This window comes from Citrobacter sp. Cb080, from assembly GCF_030334745.1.
GTDB classification, from domain to species: Bacteria; Pseudomonadota; Gammaproteobacteria; order Enterobacterales; family Enterobacteriaceae; genus Citrobacter; species Citrobacter braakii.
On record NZ_JAOWDG010000077.1, the window covers coordinates 91,910 to 111,649 of the forward strand.

At 53.2% G+C, this 19,740-nt stretch carries 17 protein-coding genes; 12 read left to right on the plus strand and 5 right to left on the minus strand.

Annotated elements, in window-relative coordinates:
- The first annotated feature begins 51 nt into the window (after positions 1 to 51).
- The 4 genes from OGV38_RS16170 to fucO all read left to right on the plus strand — a co-directional run bounded on the left by OGV38_RS16170 (position 52) and on the right by fucO (position 4,662).
- Positions 52 to 1,632, plus strand: a complete 1,581-nt coding sequence (locus tag OGV38_RS16170) for an FGGY-family carbohydrate kinase (protein WP_049040358.1) — start codon at positions 52 to 54, stop codon at positions 1,630 to 1,632.
- 66 nt (positions 1,633 to 1,698) lie between these two features.
- On the plus strand, positions 1,699 to 2,697 hold the full coding sequence (locus OGV38_RS16175; RefSeq protein ID WP_269517987.1) for a LacI family DNA-binding transcriptional regulator: 999 nt from the start codon (positions 1,699 to 1,701) through the stop codon (positions 2,695 to 2,697).
- Positions 2,698 to 2,838: 141 nt separating this feature from the next.
- Positions 2,839 to 3,486 (plus strand): L-fuculose-phosphate aldolase, encoded by a 648-nt coding sequence (fucA, locus tag OGV38_RS16180; protein ID WP_003034062.1) that lies wholly within the window; start codon positions 2,839 to 2,841, stop codon positions 3,484 to 3,486.
- A 27-nt stretch (positions 3,487 to 3,513) separates the two neighbouring features.
- A complete protein-coding gene (gene fucO, locus OGV38_RS16185; RefSeq protein ID WP_019077588.1) occupies positions 3,514 to 4,662 on the plus strand; it encodes a lactaldehyde reductase in 1,149 nt (382 codons plus the stop codon).
- A 91-nt stretch (positions 4,663 to 4,753) separates the two neighbouring features.
- On the opposite strand, the gene xni is transcribed toward fucO, so the two are convergent.
- The 5 genes from xni to queF form a co-directional block, all read right to left on the minus strand.
- A complete protein-coding gene (xni, locus tag OGV38_RS16190) occupies positions 4,754 to 5,509 on the minus strand; it encodes a flap endonuclease Xni (RefSeq protein WP_019077587.1) in 756 nt (251 codons plus the stop codon).
- A gap of 137 nt (positions 5,510 to 5,646) precedes the next feature.
- The gene (locus OGV38_RS16195) at positions 5,647 to 7,014 is read right to left on the minus strand and encodes an L-serine ammonia-lyase (RefSeq protein ID WP_019077586.1); all 1,368 of its coding nucleotides are present in this window, start codon (positions 7,012 to 7,014) and stop codon (positions 5,647 to 5,649) included.
- A gap of 53 nt (positions 7,015 to 7,067) precedes the next feature.
- The gene (locus tag OGV38_RS16200; RefSeq protein WP_016154247.1) at positions 7,068 to 8,357 is read right to left on the minus strand and encodes an HAAAP family serine/threonine permease; all 1,290 of its coding nucleotides are present in this window, start codon (positions 8,355 to 8,357) and stop codon (positions 7,068 to 7,070) included.
- A gap of 562 nt (positions 8,358 to 8,919) precedes the next feature.
- Positions 8,920 to 10,284 (minus strand): nucleotide 5'-monophosphate nucleosidase PpnN, encoded by a 1,365-nt coding sequence (ppnN, locus tag OGV38_RS16205; RefSeq protein WP_003840366.1) that lies wholly within the window; start codon positions 10,282 to 10,284, stop codon positions 8,920 to 8,922.
- A 113-nt stretch (positions 10,285 to 10,397) separates the two neighbouring features.
- Positions 10,398 to 11,246 (minus strand): NADPH-dependent 7-cyano-7-deazaguanine reductase QueF, encoded by an 849-nt coding sequence (queF, locus tag OGV38_RS16210; RefSeq protein ID WP_016154246.1) that lies wholly within the window; start codon positions 11,244 to 11,246, stop codon positions 10,398 to 10,400.
- A gap of 68 nt (positions 11,247 to 11,314) precedes the next feature.
- Between queF and syd the strand changes: the two genes are divergently transcribed.
- From syd to OGV38_RS16250, 8 genes are all read left to right on the plus strand, one after another.
- Positions 11,315 to 11,860, plus strand: coding sequence for a SecY-interacting protein (gene syd, locus OGV38_RS16215; protein WP_019077584.1), 546 nt, complete (start codon positions 11,315 to 11,317; stop codon positions 11,858 to 11,860).
- A gap of 631 nt (positions 11,861 to 12,491) precedes the next feature.
- The gene (locus tag OGV38_RS16220; RefSeq protein ID WP_016154244.1) at positions 12,492 to 12,821 is read left to right on the plus strand and encodes a YqcC family protein; all 330 of its coding nucleotides are present in this window, start codon (positions 12,492 to 12,494) and stop codon (positions 12,819 to 12,821) included.
- A complete protein-coding gene (gene truC, locus OGV38_RS16225) occupies positions 12,821 to 13,603 on the plus strand; it encodes a tRNA pseudouridine(65) synthase TruC (protein WP_216404159.1) in 783 nt (260 codons plus the stop codon). The genes OGV38_RS16220 and truC overlap by 1 nt, the downstream gene beginning before the upstream one ends.
- A 19-nt stretch (positions 13,604 to 13,622) precedes the next feature.
- Positions 13,623 to 14,072, plus strand: coding sequence for a flavodoxin (locus OGV38_RS16230; protein WP_016154242.1), 450 nt, complete (start codon positions 13,623 to 13,625; stop codon positions 14,070 to 14,072).
- 365 nt (positions 14,073 to 14,437) lie between these two features.
- Positions 14,438 to 15,790 carry a galactarate/glucarate/glycerate transporter GudP gene (gene gudP / locus OGV38_RS16235; protein WP_016154241.1) on the plus strand — a complete coding sequence of 451 codons (1,353 nt, stop codon included), beginning with the start codon at positions 14,438 to 14,440 and terminating at the stop codon, positions 15,788 to 15,790.
- Between the two features lie 2 nt (positions 15,791 to 15,792).
- Positions 15,793 to 17,133: an enolase C-terminal domain-like protein gene (locus OGV38_RS16240; RefSeq protein ID WP_029139643.1), complete on the plus strand. Its 1,341-nt coding sequence runs from the start codon at positions 15,793 to 15,795 to the stop codon at positions 17,131 to 17,133.
- Positions 17,134 to 17,153: 20 nt separating this feature from the next.
- Complete coding sequence (gudD, locus tag OGV38_RS16245; protein WP_016154239.1) at positions 17,154 to 18,494, plus strand: glucarate dehydratase; 1,341 nt, start codon at positions 17,154 to 17,156, stop codon at positions 18,492 to 18,494.
- 81 nt (positions 18,495 to 18,575) lie between these two features.
- Complete coding sequence (locus OGV38_RS16250) at positions 18,576 to 19,718, plus strand: glycerate kinase (protein ID WP_269517974.1); 1,143 nt, start codon at positions 18,576 to 18,578, stop codon at positions 19,716 to 19,718.
- Positions 19,719 to 19,740: the final 22 nt, after the last annotated feature.

Consider the following 19,740-nt stretch of genomic DNA (forward strand, 5'->3'; position numbering starts at 1 on the left):
CCGTTGGGGCGACGTGCTCGCCCCATCATTCGCCAGCGTCAGGGAGTTACTATGGGCAGTGGATATTTCCTCGGTGTGGATGTCGGTTCCGCCAGCGTCAGGGCTGGTGTCTTTGATGCCAGTGGCAAACGGCTGGCTTTTGCGACACACGCCATCTCGCAGTTTCGACCCGGTCCTGAGCGGGTTGAGCAGTCATCTGCAGAAATCTGGCAGCAGGTTTGCCATGCAGTGAAGGAGGCGGTGTCGTCATCCGGGGTTCGCATTGAGGAGATTCGCGCATTGGGATTTGATGCCACCTGTTCATTGGTGGCACTGGATGAACAGGGGCGGGGTCTGGCGGTTTCACCAGGCGAACCATCGGACCATAACATCATCATGTGGATGGATCATCGTGCGGCGCAGGAGACGCAACGTATAAACGCCACGCAGGATCCGGCTCTGCGCTACGTTGGCGGTGAAGTCAGCGTCGAAATGGAGCTTCCTAAAGTACTGTGGTTGAAAAACCATTTTCCAGCCACCTGGCAGAGTGCGCATCGCTTCTACGATCTGGCGGACTTTCTGGTCTCTAAAGCTACCGCCTGTGATGTTGCTGGTCTGTGCACGCTGACGTGTAAATGGAACTATCTGGCACATGAACAACGCTTTAGCCACTCCCTGCTTGACGCTGTTGAGCTAACGGATTTGTTGGGAAAAATCCCGTCGCGGATCCTGCCGCCAGGCGCTGCCGTTGGAACGCTTAGCGCCGATGCGGCCCAGGCGCTGGGGCTGACGACTGCAGTGGTCGTCGCCAGCGGAATGATTGATGCCCATGCGGGCGGAGTAGCGCTTGCCGGTGTTGAGCCTGAGGGGACGTTGGCGTTGATCAGCGGAACGTCAAATTGCCATATGCTGTGCAGTGAGCAGGAGATTCATACACCTGGTGTATGGGGGCCGTACTGGTCAGCCATGCTGCCAGGCTACTGGCTGACAGAAGGGGGGCAAAGTGCCGCTGGGGCGTTAGTCGACTGGACACTTCAGGAGTCAGGAGCCAGCGCGGCACTATTTCACAAGGCTGAGGCGCGGGGTTGCCATCCCATCGTTTTAGTTAATGAATGGGTTGCCGCACTTGAGGCGCTGGAGCCAGAGCCTGGTCGTTATTTGCATGTGCTGGCCGATCACCACGGCAATCGTTCACCGCGCGCGCGACCCGATGCCCGGGGGAGTGTTTGCGGTTTGACTCTTGAGCGAGGCGAGATGCAGGTTGCTCGTCTGTACCTGGCGACATTACAGGCGATCGCCTGCGGTACGCGGCATATTATGGAAGTGATGCGCGAAAACGGTCACACCATTTCCCGACTGACGCTGTGCGGCGGCGCAACGCATAACCCACTGTGGTTGCGAGAATATGCCGATGCCACCGGATGCGATATTCATCTGATGCAGGAAGAGGATGCGGTGACGTTAGGGGCGGCCATCACTGGCGCGGTTGCCTGCGGCGCGTGGGAAAATATTCCATCTGCATGCCAGGCGATGGTTCGATCAGGCGAGGTGATTAAGACTAACCCGGCACGGCGGAACTTCTATGACCGCAAATATCAGGCTTATCTGATGATGTGGGATCAGCAGCAGGCGATTAACCAACTTATGCAGTAAGACAAAAGTTTAAAATACTTTTATGATTGTAGATTGACGTTTTTGGATGTGAACTGGGGCATATAAATGGCTAAAACAGTAGAACAGATAGCCAGCGATCTGAATTTATCGGTTACGACCGTACGACTGGTGCTGAACGGGAAAGCAGAGCAATATCGAATCAGTGTCAAAACCCAAACGCGTATTAATGAATATGTCGAGCGCTATGGTTACGTCATTAACCATTCAGCACGCAGCCTGAAATTGAATAAAACGGATACGTTGGGATTGATTGTGCCCAATATTTCCAACGTGTTTTTTGCCACACTCGCAGAAAAACTTGAGCAACGCTGTCGTCGTTCCGGTTATCAGCTAACGATTAGCTGTACCTATGACGATGTTGATTACGAAAATAAACTGACCAAAGCGTTAATAGCTCGCAATGTCGATGGCCTTTTTATTGTTCCCTCAACATTAGAGAATCAGCAGCACCATTTACGTCAGGTCAGAAAACCGATGGTGTTACTTGACCGTGATTTTAAGTATACCGATAACGCTCTGGTAGAAAGCCATAACATTTTGGGCGGCGAAAAATTGACGCAAAGTTTGTTTGACGCTGGAAAGTCGCCGATCTGGTTTTTGGTGGGAGATACCGGATTACCCAGCATCGGCGACCGTTTGCAAGGTTATCTTAATGCATTGAACAATAATGGTATTTTGCATAGCGATTGGGTGCGCGAAGGGCCGGACAACACGCCCGAGGGGGGTTATCGACTGATGGATGAGTTGATCGGCGAACAGGGCTGCCCACAGGCATTTATCGCCTCATCATTACCCGTACTGGAGGGGGCCATTAACGCTTTTCGTAATCGTTTTGGCACAATTCCACCTGAAATTAATATTGGGACATTCGATGAACACCCAATGCTGGGATTCCTCGCCAATAATGTCTGGTCAATGCAGCAGGATGAAAATGTTTGGGCGGAAAAAGCGTTCGATATGATGATGAGTGCTATTGATGACCAGCCAATTAAAGAAACTGTAAAAGTTGAGATGAAACTTATTAAGCGCGTAAGACAACCTTAATACGCCGCTATAAATAAATCGGCCTACTGAACCTGAATATATACGTTCAGTGGCTGCCTGTATCTGAAACCTGACCCGTCTTACTCTGCGGCTGCATTTTTCGCAATAAAGACGAGGGGAAACTGTACCCGGAGAATCATTATGGAAAGAATGCGTTTGTCACGAGAAATCATTGAAACCTGCCTTGAAATGACCAGCCTTGGATTGAATCAGGGGACGGCGGGAAATGTGAGTGCGCGTTATGAAAATGGGATGCTGATCACGCCCAGCGGTATTCCTTATGAAAGACTTACTGAAAATATGATCGTGTATGTAGATAACGACGGGAAATATGATAAAGGACAATTACCCTCCAGTGAATGGCGTTTTCACCTGGCGGCATACCAGACGCGTCCGGATGCCAATGCGGTTGTCCATAACCATGCCGTACATTGCACGGCCGTTTCTATTCTTAATCGCCCTATCCCGGCAATTCACTACATGATTGCGGCGGCAGGGGGGAACTCTATTCCGTGTGCGCCTTATGCGACGTTTGGTACACGAGAGCTGTCAGAGCATGTGAGCGTCGCCCTGAAAAACCGTAAGGCAACGCTTTTACAGCACCATGGGTTGATTGCTTGTGAAGCGAATTTGGAAAAAGCACTGTGGTTGGCGCATGAAGTGGAAGTTCTGGCCCGCCTTTATCTGAGCACGCTGGCGATTGTTGACCCGGTGCCGGTGCTGGATGACGAGGAGATCGCCATTGTGCTGGAGAAATTCAAATCTTACGGATTACGCATTGAAGAGTAATTTCGCATAGCGAAAAGGAGAAATACGATGGCGAACAGAATGATTCTGAACGAAACGGCATGGTTTGGCCGGGGAGCTGTTGGTGCATTAACCGATGAAGTCATCCGTCGTGGTTATCGCAAGGCGTTGATTGTGACTGATAAAAATCTGGTGCAGTGCGGCGTTGTCGATAAGGTGACTTCCCGAATGGATGCTGCTGGTCTGGCATGGGAAATCTATTCAGGCGTTATTCCTAACCCAACCATTGCGGTGGTGCAGGAAGGATTGGGTGTCTTTCAGCAAAGCGGCGCAGACTATCTGATCGCCATCGGCGGAGGCTCCCCTCAGGATACCTGTAAAGCGATTGGCATTATCAATAATAACCCTGAGTTTGCGGATGTACGCAGCCTTGAAGGGTTATCGCCAACGCGCAGCCCGAGCGTGCCGGTTATGGCTATCCCAACCACTGCGGGAACGGCAGCGGAAGTGACCATTAACTACGTGATCACTGACGAAGAAAATCGGCGTAAGTTTGTTTGTGTCGACCCCCATGACATCCCACAGGTAGCGTTCATCGATGCAGACATGATGGACGGCATGCCAGCGGCGCTAAAAGCCGCCACCGGAGTGGATGCCCTGACCCATGCTATTGAGGGGTACATTACGCGGGCAGCATGGGCGCTTACCGATGCGCTGCACATTAAAGCCATTGAAATGATAGCCGGGGCATTACGTGGTTCCGTTGCGGGCGATACCCAGGCCGGGGAAGCGATGGCGCTGGGCCAGTACGTGGCCGGGATGGGCTTTTCCAACGTTGGTCTGGGATTAGTGCATGGAATGGCACACCCGTTAGGCGCGTTTTATAACACGCCGCACGGCGTAGCAAATGCCATTTTGCTGCCGCACGTGATGCGCTATAACGCCGAATTCACCGGGGAAAAATTCCGCGATATCGCCCGGGTGATGGGAGTTAAGGTTGAAGAACTGACGCTGGCAGAGGCACGTAAAGCGGCAGTAGATGCCGTCTTCGCCCTTAACCGCGATGTAGGGATCCCGCTGCATTTACGCGATGTTGGCGTACGTAAAGAGGATATTCCTGCGCTGGCGCAGGCGGCATTTGACGATGTTTGTACCGGGGGAAATCCCCGTGAAGCGAATCTTGGGGATATCGTTGAGCTGTACCACACCGCCTGGTAATTTTTCAGCGTGACGGCGTGAAAGCCTTATCCGGCCTACCGGGGTGTTCGACGTGTAGGCCAGATAAGCACAGCGCCATTCGGCAACAGAGCTATCGCACCAACCGTAATTGCTGCAGGTTTCCGTCGATATGTAAGTCCGTTTGCAGCCGTGCGATATCGCGACACAGAAACGCCATCTCCTGGTGCTTCTCTAGTTTCTTGCGCCACTTGTCCGGTACTTCATCAAGATGCGCGTAAATGCCTTCCAGATGTTGAAACTGTACGAGCAGCTGCGTGGCGCTTTTGGGACCAATACCTGCAACCCCCGGTACTTTCGAACTGTTGATCCCGGCCAGTCCCCAGTAATCAGGCAACTGCTGCGGCAGCACGCCAAACTCTTTCTCAATAAACGGTGCATCCAGCCAGCGCTTCTGGAAGTAGTCACGAATACGTAGCGTCGGGGAGAGCAACTGACAATAGCCTTTATCGGTTGAGACGATGGTAGCCTGATGTCCCGCCTGGCTCACTTTAACCGCCAGGGTTGCGGCTAAATCATCGGCTTCATTCCCGCTGGAGACCCAACAGCAGACGCCGCGCTGTTCAAAAGCGGCGCGTAAGGCGGGCATTTCCTGGTGCAATTCATCAGGCATCGGGGGGCGACCTGCTTTGTAGTCAGGCAACCGTTGGTGACGCCAGCCGCTGTTGCGCGCTTCATCATCGAATACCGCCACGGCGTGCGTAGGCTGACTGTGCACAATCAGCTGATCGAGCGCGTGCTGGCACGTCTCTACGCAGGGTGAGCCCTGTACGGCGTGAATGCGGCGGATAAGATTCAGTGCATCGACAATGAGCAGGTGGACGGCCACGGTGTTCTCCCTAACAAATAAGTTTGTAGGGTAACATTCACGGCGAGGGGAGGCGAGTGTTGCGAAATAGCGTTATCTGTAGGCCGGATGGCAGCGAGCGCCTCATCCGGCCTACAGATCCTGAAACGTGGTGGGACTTAATCGCAGGTGACAATCTTCATCGCCAGACCGCCGCGAGATGTTTCACGGTATTTGGCGTTCATGTCTTTACCGGTTTCGTACATGGTCTCGATGACTTTATCAAGGCACACGCGCGGTTCGCTGGTACGGCGCAGCGCCATACGTGCGGCGTTCACTGCTTTAACCGAAGCAATGGCGTTACGCTCAATGCACGGTACCTGCACCTGGCCGGCAACCGGATCGCAGGTCAGACCCAGGTTATGTTCCATACCGATTTCCGCCGCGATGCACACCTGCGTTGGGCTACCGCCCAGCAGTTCAGCCAGACCGGCCGCAGCCATGGAGCAGGCAACGCCGACTTCACCCTGACAGCCCACTTCGGCGCCAGAGATAGAGGCGTTCATCTTGTACAGTGAACCAATGGCGCTCGCGACCAGCATGTAGCGTGCCAGCGAGTTAGCATTCACTTCGCGGATAAACTTGTCGTAGTACGCCAGCACGGCAGGAACAATCCCGCATGCGCCATTAGTTGGCGCCGTAACCACGCGTCCACCGGCAGCGTTTTCTTCGTTCACGGCCAGCGCGAACATGTTGATCCAGTCAACAACCGCCATCGGATCAGTGGTGGTTTTGTCGCTGCTGACCAGCATACGACGCAGCGCCGCCGCGCGACGTGGAACGCGCAGTTTGCCCGGCAATACACCTTCGGTGGTGATGCCGCGCTCAATCCCGCTGCGCATGACGTCCCAGACGTTGGCGAAGTGTTGTTCCAACTCTTCTTTGCTGTGCAGCGCCAGTTCGTTTTGCATCATCAGACCGGAAAGCGACAGGCCGGTTTCCTGGCAATGACGTTGCAAATCAGCCGCAGATTTATACGGATACGGCACGTTTACCGGAGAGTTGTTCGGTAAACCAAAATGTTCTTCATCAACGATGAACCCACCGCCAATGGAATAGTAAGTCTGGCTATAAATGGCTTTTTCGCCCGCCAGTGCGGTAATACGCATCCCGTTTTCGTGCAGAGACAGATTGTCCGCATGGAAATTCATGCACTTGTCGACCGGGAACTCGACCTCATGTTGACCGTCCGCCAGCAGCAAACGTCCATGAGTATTCACATCCTGGATAAAGGCCGGGATGGCATCAATGTCTACGGTATCCGGCAGATTACCCGCCAGGCCCATAATAATAGCGATGTCGGTATGGTGACCTTTCCCCGTCAGAGACAAAGAGCCATAGACATCAACCACTACGCGGGTTACGTCAGTGAGAATTCCGCGTGCAATCAGGTCATCCGTGAATTGTTTGCCTGCTTTCATCGGGCCAACAGTGTGGGAGCTGGAAGGGCCAATGCCGATTTTGAAAATATCGAATACGCTAATCATGAGGCGTCCATTGTGTATCGAGGTGCGCCGCCCCGAGGAGCGGCGCAGGGGAATTAACTGAACAGAGAGTAGAAAATAGCGGAGATAGCGATCAGGCCCATAATCACAACGAAGACGTTGCTGATATGGCCGCTGTATTTACGCATTGCCGGTACTTTCTGAATTGCATACATCGGCATCAGGAACAGAATCATCGCGATGATTGGGCCACCCAGGGTTTCAATCATACCGAGGATACTTGGGTTCAGCGTCGCCACAATCCAGGTGGTTACCAGCATGAACAGCGCAGTGATTTTGTTCAGTTTGTTGATTTCGATGGTTTTGCCTTTGCCGCGCAGAGACTTAATCACCATACCGTTGAAACCTTCACGTGCGCCCAGGTAGTGGCCGAGGAAGGATTTGGTGATAGCGATAATCGCGATGATCGGTGCCATCCAGGCAATGATCGGCGCGTTAAAGTGGTTTGCCAGGTAAGACAGGATAGAGATGTTCTGCTCTTTCGCTGCAGCCAGATCCGCTGGGGTCAGGCTAAATACGCAGCTGAAGACGAAGAACATAACGGTCAGCACCATCATGATGTGAGCGAATGCCAGAATCTTAGAGCATTTCTTCTCAGCTTCATCACCGTATTCTTCACGCTTCGCCACGGCGAAGGAGGAGATGATTGGTGAGTGGTTGAAGGAGAACACCATTACCGGAATTGCCAGCCACAGGGTCAACAGCAGTCCGTTGCCGGTGGTTGCTGCAGAGTCAAAGGACAGGGTTTCCAGAACTGCACCGCTCCACTGAGGGATCAGGTACAGCGCCAGCAGCATCAGGGCGGCAACAAACGGGAATACCAGGATGCTCATCGCCTTCACGATCATCTGCTCACCGAAACGCACGATGGTCATCATGCCGACAATCAGGATCAGAGACAGGATTGCGCGCGGCGGCGGCGTAATTGCCAGCTGGTGGGTCAGAAAGCTTTCGACGGTGTTGGTGATTGCTACGCTGTAGACCAACAGAATTGGGTAGATAGCGAAGAAGTAGAGCAGGGTAATCAGTTTACCTGCGCCTACACCAAAGTGTTCTTCTACAACTTCAGTAATGTCTTCACCCGGATTTTTACCGGACAGCACGAAGCGAGTCAGGCCGCGGTGTGCAAAGAAGGTCATTGGGAAAGCAAGGATCGCCATGATGATCAGCGGAATCATACCGCCTACGCCTGCGTTAATCGGCAGGAACAATACACCCGCGCCAATCGCCGTGCCGTAAAGGCCCAGCATCCACATGGTGTCTGTCTTGCGCCATGCGCTGCGGGTCTGGCCCGTAACGATAGTGCTGGTTTGAGTGTTTTCCATCTATTTCTCCTGGAGGAAGCTTAAAAAGTCGGGTTTGGGGTCAATCCAATGAGAAAATACCCGACTGTAAATCGAAATTCGATGAGCGATTTTTTATATAATTTTTCGCCGTAATAATTTGCGGGCGGAAAGATACATTTTAGTAATGAATGTATCAGTGATCGCGATCCCAAATGCAATAATCCACCTTTTATGTGGATAAATTTGGACCATTAATCTGTTAAAAAATAGTCAAAGCGAATTTACGGGCGCGAAGGCTAACATTAACGACATATATCATGAAAGCGAAGGCGCGAAGATACGAGCGTTACGCTGTAAAAACTGTTGTTTTTAGAGGATTTTGGCGACTAATAATAATTTCCTAAGATAAATCACGGTTGGCTTTTAAAGGTAATCGTTTGCGCAGCGCGTTATTTTTAATGAAACATCATCGGTATTTATATAATCGTCTGAGCTATGTGACTGGTATCACTAAAAAAAGCCGGGAGGCTGATGCGCCAAACCCGGCTTTGATATGGACAAAACTGTCACCGCGATAGCGTCTGCTGGCGGCTGTTGGAGGTTAGGCGCAAATCTCGTAGCAAGGGATATACGCGGAGCCAGGTAACTTCATACGATGCTGTGCAACAAAGCCCTGCAGGAGATCGTCCATGCGGCGCATCATTTCGCGGTCACCGTGGATTTTGTACGGGCCAAACTCTTCGATGGCGCGGATCCCGACTTCCTTCACGTTACCGGCTACAATCCCCGAGAACGCACGGCGCAGGTCTGCCGCCAGTACTTCCACGGGTTGATCCGGGTACAGCTTCAGGTTAGCCATGTTTTCATGGGACGGCTCGAACGGCATCTGCAAATCAGGCGCGATACGAATCGACCAGTTAAAGCTGTAGGCATCACCGGTGTCACGGCGGTTCTCTTTCACCAGCGGCATCGCTTTTTTCATCAGACGAGCCACTTCTGCTGCATCGTCTATGATAATGCGATAGTGGCGACGCGCATCTTCCCCCAGCGTGTGCACGATAAATTCGTCCAGCACGCGGAAGTAATCGGCGCTCTCTTTTGGTCCAGTCAGGATCAGCGGTAAAACCTGATCTTTATTGGCCGGGTTCATCAGGATCCCCAGCAGATACAGCAGCTCTTCTGCTGTCCCTACGCCGCCTGGGAAGATGATTATACCGTGGGCGATACGCACGAACGCTTCCAGACGTTTTTCAATGTCTGGCATGATTATCAGTTCGTTAACCAGCGGGTTAGGCGGCTCAGCGGCAATGATTGACGGTTCGGTCATACCGATAAAGCGGCTGTCTTTGTATCGTTGCTGGGCGTGACCGACCGCAGCGCCTTTCATTGGCGCTTCCATCGCCCCCGGACCACAGCCGGTACAGATGTTCAGTTCGCGCAGGCCCAACTGGGTACCAACGCGACGGGCGTACAGGTACTCGTTTTCGTTGATTGAGTGCCCCCCCCAGCAGACGACCATGTTCGGCGCTTCACCCACGTGTAGCGCCCGGGCATTGCGCAGGATCGAGAATACCAGGTTGGTAATATGCACCGAGCTTTCAAGATCCAGATGCTGAAAGCGACCGGCGTTATGGATCTGGCCATTGACGAACAGAATGTCGCGCAGCACGGCAAACAGGTTGGCCTGCAGTGCGCGAATAATGCGTCCATCAACAAACGCATCTTCAGGTGGGTTGATCAGTTCCAGCTTCACGCCCCGTTCGCGGCGCAGCACGTTAATGTCGAAACTTTCAAAGCGTGACAGCAGCTCTTTGCTGTTGTCGGTCAAACTGCCGGAGTTCAGAACGGCAAGCGAACAGTTACGAAACAGTTGATACAGGTCGCTGCTGGCCGTGCGTTTAAGCATATCGACTTCCAGCTGCGACAACATGTCCATTGAGCCAAGCGGGCTAATATGTGTAATCAAGTAAACTCCTTATGGGACGCAACACGTCATTCCCTGTTGATTACAATAGCCCTGGCTTATGACCTTTCACAACCTTGCGCGCGGAATCCGGCACGCAAAATTGAGAAAAAAGATTACTGACGTACCAGGCGCCCCGTTGCTGGGGTGAAATCGGTGTTGGTGCGCCATGGGTTAATGTCCAGGCCGCCACGTCGCGTGTAGCGCGCGTAAACGCTCAGTTTCTCCGGTTGGCAGAAGCGCAGAATGTCATTGAAAATGCGTTCCACGCACTGCTCGTGAAACTCATTATGGTGACGGAAGGAGACCAAATAACGCAGCAGCTTCTCGCGATCGATTTTTCGTCCGCGATACTGAATCTGTATGGAGCCCCAGTCCGGCTGGTGGGTGATCAAGCAGTTAGACTTCAGCAGATGGCTGACCAGCGTCTCTTCCACCGCTTTTTCACCGCCAACGGCATTTTCCAGATACTCTGTGCTGAACTGGTAGTTATCGATGACGATATCCTGATTGTCGATACAGGTGCCGTTAAAGTGGGCTATCGGTTGTCCTTCCAGTTCGTCAAGACGGTACAGCGCTACGCTGACATCACCCTGAGCACAAGCGCGCAGATCGTTTTCCAGCGTCTGGCGTACCGCATCCCAGGAATCAAAACGCGTCTGGTTAAAACTGTTCAGGTAAAGCTTAAAGCTTTTCGATTCGATCAGATTTACGCTGGTGTAATCCAGTTCTACATGACCGACCGCTACCTGCGGTAAACCGTTGGCATTCAGCCAAGACAGTTCATATAGCGTCCAGATATCGGCACCGTGAAAAGGCAGATTATCGGCCTGTAAATCCAGCGGGTCGCGGTTCAGGCTGCGTGGAACGCCCTGCAGCAGGCTGGCATCGTAATTGTCACGGTAATCTGTTGATTTACCGAGAGTCAGGCCGTCAAGCGCCTGATGATTTTCATAAGAGGACATGTTTCACCGTCATAAACCAGATACACTATGCGACAAGTGTATCCTGGCTTTTGTGAAGAGAGAAATCAGTGGACGAATTGACAGCGCAGGCGTTGACAGCCTTTACGACACGTTATTGCGACGCATGGCATGAAAAAAACAACAGCTGGCCCCTCAGCGAAGAGCTGTATGGCGTACCTTCTCCGTGCATCATTTCTTCCACAGACGATGCGGTATTCTGGCAACCTCAGCCTTTTGTCGGCGAAAAAAACCTCAATGCGGTTGAACGCGCCTTTGATATCGTGATACAACCAGCCGTTCACGCTTTTTACACCACCCAGTTTGCCGGGGACATGCACGCGCAGTTTGCGGATGAAAAGCTAACGCTGCTGCAAACCTGGAGCGAAGACGACTTTAGGCGCGTTCAGGAAAACCTGATTGGTCACCTGGTTACGCAAAAGCGCCTCAAGCTGTCGCCTACGCTTTTTATTGCCACCCAGGACAATGAGCTTGACGTTATTTCGGTGTGCAATCTCTCCGGTGAAGTGTGCAAAGAAACGCTGGGAACCCGTAAACGAACGGTGCTGGCGGACTCACTTGCGGAATTTCTCACTCAGCTTAAGCCAGTTCTGTAATCCAGATTGCCCTGAACCTTGCGAGAGATCTCTTACAAACCCTGTAGGACATTGCCAGGTGATAAGTAAAGACTTAATGAACGGATAAAATAATTATTCCTTATTATTCATAAAGTTAATGTTTTATTGTCAACTTTCATACGAAAATAATCTTAAGGGAGTGTCTGTAAGCATCTTGTAAGACAAGGCGAAACAGGCGATTCTATATCTGTCGACAAGGAGTCGCACAACGAAGAGAACATCAGGATGATGGCTCTTCGGCAGGACACACCAGGACGGTGTTACAAGGACAGGCTTCAGGATGAAGCAAAGCGGAAAGCGCTGGATGCGTTAAGGGACACCTCCAGGATGGAGAATGAGAGCCGGTCAGGATGTTCGGCGGGTCAGGATGGCCAGGACACTTCAGGATGAAGTTTTCACATCGGGGTGATGTGAGCAGGATGCACGAGTTCAGGATGAACAAGGTCGCAAGACCACAGGAAAAGTTGTCACGGATGAGCAGGGAGCACTAAAAGTAGCTGGAACGCTGCGAAACGAACCGGGAGCACTGTTTTTACAGTGCTCCCTTTTTTTATTTCCCTTCACTAGTGCTATTCTTCGCGCCAGATTTTTCATCATTGAGGTTAATTTCATGACGACTCATGACCGTGTGCGCCAGCAGTTACACGCGCTTGAAGCGCTACTGCGTGAACATAATCACTGGCGGTTGGATGAGCCTGCAGAGCATCTGTTTACCAGCACGCAGCCTTTTTGTATGGATACCATGGAGCCGGTTGAGTGGCTGCAATGGGTATTGATTCCCCGCATGCATACGCTGATTGATAACGCTCAGCCGCTTCCGCAGGCTTTTGCCGTCGCACCGTATTACGAAATGGCGTTGGCAGCCGATCACCCGCAACGCGAAATTCTCCTGACGGCATTGCAGGAATTGGATGCACTGTTTACAAGTGATAACGCCTGATGCTGGAGATTCTGTATCAGGACGAATGGCTGGTCGCAGTTAACAAACCTTCGGGCTGGTTGGTTCACCGCAGTTGGCTCGACCGGGATGAGAAAGTGGTGGTGATGCAAACGGTACGCGACCAGATTGGTCAGCACGTTTTTACCGCCCACCGACTCGACAGACCGACTTCCGGGGTACTGCTGATGGGGCTGTCCAGCGAAGCCGGGCGGCTGCTGTCCCAGCAATTTGAACATCATCAAATTCAGAAACGCTATCATGCGATTGTGCGTGGCTGGCTGATGGATGATGCCGTGCTGGATTACCCGCTGGTCGAAGAACTGGATAAGATCGCCGATAAATTTGCCCGTGATGATAAAGGCCCGCAGCCTGCCGTCACCCATTATCGCGGTTTGGCGACGGTTGAGATGCCGGTAGCGACCGGACGTTATCCGACGACCCGTTACGGATTGGTGGAACTGGATCCTAAAACCGGTCGAAAACACCAGCTCAGACGCCATCTGGCGCACTTACGTCATCCAATTATCGGCGACAGTAAGCACGGTGATTTGCGGCAAAACCGCAGCGCCGCTGAGTACTTTGGCTGTCAGCGTTTGATGCTTCATGCCAGCCAGCTTGCGCTGACTCATCCTTTTACCGGCGAACCGCTGGTTATTCGCGCCGGGCTGGATGATGTCTGGATGCAGGCGCTATCACAGTTTGGCTGGCGTGGACTTCTCCCTGAGAATGAAAGGGTTGAGTTCAGCGGGTTGTCAGGTCAGGATGAGCAGATAGATTCTTAAGTCCCAGGAGATTACGGTTATGGCGGAAATTGGAATTTTTGTCGGCACGATGTACGGAAACGCGTTGCTGGTTGCCGAAGAGGCCGAAGCTATTTTGACGGCGCAGGGTCATAAAGCCACGGTGTTCGAAGATCCCGAGCTCAGCGACTGGCAGGCATATCAGGAAAAATATGTGCTGGTGGTGACCTCAACGACCGGGCAGGGCGATCTGCCGGATAGCATCGTGCCGCTGTTTCAGGGGATCAAAGATAATCTCGGTTTCCAGCCAAATCTGCATTACGGGGTAATTGCGCTGGGTGACAGTAGCTATGTTAATTTCTGCAATGGCGGCAAGCAGTTCGATGCACTGTTGCAGGAACAAAGCGCCCAACGTGTAGGGGAAATGCTGCTGATTGACGCCAGCGAGCATCCTGAACCGGAAAGCGAATCCAATCCCTGGGTAGAAAACTGGGGAACCTTGCTTAAATAACCTTGCGCCCGGCAGCGCTTTGCTTGCACAGGCCTGTTACTCTCTTTTGGATTGTAGGCCGGGTAAGGCGTTGCTACCCGGCAACAAAACGCCCACCAAACGCCAATTTCGTGAAGCATCTTCCATTCCCTTAGGCTTATGCCATAAACAACCTCATTCACCTCCCGCAATGTTGTGTTTTTGCACGGTGAGGGTAAGAGGCACTCCTTCATATACTTTTCCCGTCAGTTCCCGAAAAGGCAGCGAGTCAGAATAAAACGGCCCTGAGCTGTACCAAAACTGCCACACACTAACCTCTCATTCTGATCACCCTACAGGTGCTGTACAGAATGAACTGGCGAAAGCCAAGATTCAGGAGTGCAACAATGAGTTCATTAAGTCAGGCGGCGAGCAGCGCGGAAAAACGCACTAACGCTCGCTACTGGATAGTGGTGATGCTGTTTATCGTCACATCCTTCAACTACGGCGATCGCGCCACCTTATCCATTGCCGGCTCGGAGATGGCCAAAGATATTGGTCTGGATGCGGTAGGGATGGGGTATGTATTCTCCGCTTTTTCATGGGCCTATGTTATCGGTCAGATCCCCGGCGGCTGGCTGCTCGACCGCTTCGGTTCAAAACGTGTTTACTTCTGGTCCATTTTTATCTGGTCCATGTTTACCCTGCTGCAGGGCTTCGTCGATATCTTCAGCGGCTTCGGCATTATCGTTGCGCTGTTTACCCTGCGCTTCCTCGTGGGGTTAGCCGAAGCGCCATCCTTCCCTGGCAACAGTCGTATTGTGGCGGCGTGGTTCCCGGCGCAGGAAAGGGGCACGGCGGTCGCTATTTTTAACTCGGCGCAGTACTTTGCCACCGTGATCTTCGCGCCAATCATGGGCTGGTTGACCCACGAAGTGGGCTGGTCGCATGTGTTCTTCTTTATGGGCGGTCTCGGGATTGTTATCAGCTTTATCTGGCTGAAGGTGATTCATGAACCGAACCAGCATCCGGGCGTAAACCAAAAAGAGCTGGACTACATTGCCGAAGGCGGAGCGCTGATCAATATGGATCAGGCGGCAGCCAAAGCCAAAGTGCCGTTCAGCGTGAAGTGGGGGCAGATCAAGCAACTGCTGGGCTCACGAATGATGATCGGTATTTATATCGGCCAATACTGCATAAATGCGCTGACCTACTTCTTTATCACCTGGTTCCCGGTTTATCTGGTACAGGCACGCGGTATGTCGATTTTGAAAGCCGGTTTTGTTGCCTCGGTCCCGGCCATTTGCGGATTCGCAGGCGGCGTGCTCGGCGGCATTATTTCCGACTGGCTGATGCGCCGTACCGGTTCGCTGAATATCGCCCGTAAAACGCCAATCGTACTGGGTATGCTGTTGTCGATGGTGATGGTGTTCTGTAACTACGTCAACGTGGAGTGGATGATCATCGGCTTTATGGCGCTGGCCTTCTTCGGCAAAGGCATCGGTGCGTTGGGATGGGCGGTGATGGCCGATACTGCGCCAAAAGAGATCAGCGGTTTGAGCGGCGGTCTGTTCAATATGTTTGGCAACATCTCCGGTATCGTTACGCCAATTGCTATCGGCTACATCGTAGGTACCACTGGCTCGTTTAACGGTGCGTTGATTTACGTCGGGGTGCATGCGCTGATTGCTGTAGTGAGCTATCTGGTGCTGGTGGGTGATATTAAACGTATCGAACTGAAACCTGTCGCAGGGCAATGATGATGACAACACAATCGAGTCCCATTATTACCGATATGAAGGTCATCCCGGTGGCCGGTCATGACAGCATGCTGCTCAATATTGGCGGGGCGCATAACGCATACTTTACCCGCAATATCGTCGTGCTCACCGATAACGCCGGAAATACCGGCGTCGGTGAGGCGCCGGGCGGTGAAGTGATTTATCAGACGCTGGTGGACGCGATTCCACAAGTGTTGGGCCAGGAAGTCGCGCGCCTGAATAAGGTGGTTCAGCAGGTGCATAAAGGCAACCAGGCCGCTGATTTTGACACCTTTGGCAAAGGTGCCTGGACCTTTGAACTGCGGGTTAATGCGGTGGCTGCGCTGGAAGCCGCACTGCTCGACCTGCTGGGCAAGGCGCTGAACGTGCCGGTCTGCGAACTGTTAGGGCCAGGCAAGCAGCGCGATGCGGTCACCGTGCTCGGCTATCTGTTCTACGTGGGAGATCGCAGCAAAACCGATCTGCCGTATCTGGACAGCACGCCGGGCAACCATGAGTGGTATCACCTGCGTCACCAGCAGGCGATGAACAGTGAGGCGGTGGTACGTCTGGCTCAGGCTTCGCAGGATCGCTACGGCTTTAAAGATTTCAAACTCAAAGGCGGTGTGCTGCCTGGCGAGCAGGAAATCGACACCGCTCGCGCGTTGAAACAATGCTTCCCGGATGCGCGTATTACGGTTGACCCTAACGGTGCCTGGCTGCTGGATGAAGCTATCTCCTTGTGTAAAGGGCTGAACGATGTTCTGACCTACGCCGAAGATCCGTGCGGCGCAGAACAGGGTTTTTCTGGCCGCGAAGTGATGGCCGAGTTCCGCCGTGCAACCGGTCTGCCGGTAGCAACGAATATGATAGCCACCAACTGGCGTGAGATGGGCCATGCGGTGATGCTCAACTCGGTAGATATTCCACTGGCCGATCCTCACTTCTGGACCCTTTCCGGCGCGGTGCGCGTGGCACAGTTATGCGATGACTGGGGACTGACCTGGGGCTGCCACTCTAACAATCATTTTGATATTTCCCTGGCGATGTTCACCCACGTCGGTGCCGCTGCGCCGGGCAACCCAACGGCGATCGACACCCACTGGATCTGGCAGGAGGGCGATTGCCGCCTGACCAAAAATCCGCTGGAGATTAAACACGGAAAAATTGCGGTACCCGACGCGCCCGGCCTGGGCGTGGAACTGGACTGGGATCAGGTACAGAAAGCGCATGAAGCCTATAAGGCGCTGCCCGGCGGCGCGCGTAATGACGCAGGCCCGATGCAGTATCTGATCCCTGGATGGACTTTTGACCGTAAACGTCCCGTTTTCGGCCGCCACTAATTTTGAATAAGGACTTAATTATGAGCGCACAATTTACTACCCCAGTCGTAACCGCGATGCAGGTGATCCCGGTTGCGGGCCATGACAGCATGCTGATGAATCTGAGCGGCGCACATGCCCCGTTCTTCACGCGTAATATTGTGATTATCAAAGATAACTCCGGTCATACCGGTGTGGGTGAGATTCCCGGCGGCGAAAAAATTCGTCAGACCCTGGAAGATGCCATTCCGCTGGTGGTGGGCAAAACGTTAGGTGAATACAAAAACGTACTGAATGCGGTCCGCAATACCTTTGCCGATCGTGATGCCGGTGGCCGTGGTTTGCAGACCTTCGATTTACGTACCACTATTCATGTGGTTACCGGGATCGAGGCAGCCATGTTGGATCTGCTGGGTCAGCATCTGGGTGTTAACGTCGCATCTCTGCTGGGCGACGGTCAGCAGCGTAGCGAAGTTGAAATGCTGGGTTATCTGTTCTTCGTCGGTAACCGTAACGCGACGCCGCTGCCGTATCAGAGCCAGCCGGATGAGAAATGCGACTGGTATCGCCTGCGTCATGAAGAGGCGATGACCCCGGATGCGGTGGTACGCCTGGCGGAAGCGGCATATGAGAAATATGGTTTCAACGATTTCAAACTGAAAGGCGGGGTGTTGGCCGGGGAAGAAGAAGCGGAATCTATTGTGGCGCTGGCGAAACGCTTTCCACAGGCACGCGTCACGCTCGATCCCAATGGTGCTTGGTCGCTGAATGAAGCGATTAAAATTGGTAAATACCTGAAAGGATCACTGGCTTATGCGGAAGATCCGTGCGGCGCCGAGCAGGGGTTCTCAGGCCGTGAAGTCATGGCGGAATTCCGTCGTGCTACCGGTCTGCCGACCGCCACTAATATGATCGCCACCGACTGGCGTCAGATGGGACATACGCTGTCGTTGCAGTCCGTGGATATCCCGCTGGCGGATCCGCACTTCTGGACTATGCAGGGTTCTGTCCGCGTTGCGCAGATGTGTCATGAGTTTGGGCTGACCTGGGGCTCGCACTCTAACAACCACTTTGATATTTCGCTGGCGATGTTTACTCATGTTGCGGCGGCGGCGCCGGGCAAAATTACCGCTATCGATACCCACTGGATCTGGCAGGAAGGCAATCAACGCCTGACCAAAGAGCCGTTTGAAATCAAAGGCGGCATGGTGCAGGTACCGGCGAAGCCGGGTCTGGGCGTGGAGCTGGATATGGATCAGGTTATGAAAGCTCATGAGCTGTATCAGCAACATGGACTGGGAGCGCGCGATGATGCCATGGGAATGCAGTATCTGATCCCGAACTGGACGTTTGATAATAAGCGTCCGTGCATGGTACGCTAAGCGAACTGGGACTGCTCCCATAAAGGGGCGGTTTTTCTCCTGGTGTATGCTTAACACAGTCAACATGCGTAAGGATGCTTTATGAAAATAGTAATCGCACCGGATTCCTATAAGGAAAGTTTGAGTGCGCTTGAAGTGGCAACGGCTATTGAGCTGGGATTTCGTGAGATCTGGCCTGAGGCGAATTACGTGAAGATCCCGGTCGCGGATGGCGGTGAGGGAACGGTCGAAGCGATGGTTGCCGCAACGCAAGGCCACCTTGTGCATGTTGATGTTACCGGCCCTCTGGGTAAAACGATTCAGGCATTTTATGGTTTATCCGGGGATGAGCGTTCGGCGTTTATCGAAATGGCGGCCGCCAGCGGACTGGAGCAGGTTCCCGCAGGTTTACGCGATCCGCTGAAAACGACCTCCTGGGGAACCGGGGAGCTAATCCGTCATGCGCTGGACGCGGGCGTTGAACATATTATTATCGGCATTGGCGGCAGCGCCACCAATGATGGCGGTGCCGGGATGGTGCAAGCGCTTGGAGCAAAATTACTGGATGCGCAAAATAACGATATTGCTCATGGCGGGACTGGCCTTGAATCACTCGCCCGGATTGATATTTCTCAGCTAGACCCGCGTCTTGCCGCGTGCCGTATTGAAGTGGCCTGCGATGTGACTAATCCGTTGACCGGTGAAGAGGGGGCCTCTGCGGTCTTCGGTCCGCAAAAGGGGGCGACGCCGGAGATGATTCCTCGTCTTGATCGGGCGCTCACGCATTATGCGCAACTCATTGCCCGCGATCTGGACGTCAACGTGCTGGAACTGGCGGGTGGTGGCGCGGCTGGTGGTATGGGGGCGGCACTGTATGCGTTTTGCGGTGCGCAGTTACGCTGCGGTATTGAGGTCGTGACGGATGCGTTACACCTCGACGACTGCGTTGCGAATGCGGATTTAGTGGTCACGGGTGAAGGACGTATCGACAGCCAGACCATTCACGGTAAGGTTCCGGTTGGCGTGGCGAAGGTGGCAAAGCGTTACAACAAACCGGTTATCGGCATTGCCGGGAGCCTGACGGCTGATGTCGGTGTTGTACATGAACATGGGCTGGATGCGGTTTTTAGCGTTATTTATACCGTTTGCACACTGGAAGAGGCGCTGAAGAACGCGAGTGAGAACGTACGAATGACGGCGCGAAACGTGGCCGCGACCCTGAAAGCGGGTCAGCAATTACGTTGAATGATGTGGCATGAAGGCCGGA

Coding starts and splice junctions, on each gene's coding strand:
- OGV38_RS16170 (WP_049040358.1), top strand. CDS start 52: ATGGGCAGTGGATATTTCCTCGGTGTGGATGTCGGTTCCGCCAGCGTC.
- OGV38_RS16175 (WP_269517987.1), top strand. CDS start 1,699: ATGGCTAAAACAGTAGAACAGATAGCCAGCGATCTGAATTTATCGGTT.
- fucA (WP_003034062.1), top strand. CDS start 2,839: ATGGAAAGAATGCGTTTGTCACGAGAAATCATTGAAACCTGCCTTGAA.
- fucO (WP_019077588.1), top strand. CDS start 3,514: ATGGCGAACAGAATGATTCTGAACGAAACGGCATGGTTTGGCCGGGGA.
- OGV38_RS16195 (WP_019077586.1), bottom strand. CDS start 7,014: ATGATTAGCGTATTCGATATTTTCAAAATCGGCATTGGCCCTTCCAGC.
- OGV38_RS16200 (WP_016154247.1), bottom strand. CDS start 8,357: ATGGAAAACACTCAAACCAGCACTATCGTTACGGGCCAGACCCGCAGC.
- queF (WP_016154246.1), bottom strand. CDS start 11,246: ATGTCCTCTTATGAAAATCATCAGGCGCTTGACGGCCTGACTCTCGGT.
- OGV38_RS16220 (WP_016154244.1), top strand. CDS start 12,492: ATGACGACTCATGACCGTGTGCGCCAGCAGTTACACGCGCTTGAAGCG.
- truC (WP_216404159.1), top strand. CDS start 12,821: ATGCTGGAGATTCTGTATCAGGACGAATGGCTGGTCGCAGTTAACAAA.
- OGV38_RS16230 (WP_016154242.1), top strand. CDS start 13,623: ATGGCGGAAATTGGAATTTTTGTCGGCACGATGTACGGAAACGCGTTG.
- gudP (WP_016154241.1), top strand. CDS start 14,438: ATGAGTTCATTAAGTCAGGCGGCGAGCAGCGCGGAAAAACGCACTAAC.
- OGV38_RS16240 (WP_029139643.1), top strand. CDS start 15,793: ATGACAACACAATCGAGTCCCATTATTACCGATATGAAGGTCATCCCG.
- gudD (WP_016154239.1), top strand. CDS start 17,154: ATGAGCGCACAATTTACTACCCCAGTCGTAACCGCGATGCAGGTGATC.
- OGV38_RS16250 (WP_269517974.1), top strand. CDS start 18,576: ATGAAAATAGTAATCGCACCGGATTCCTATAAGGAAAGTTTGAGTGCG.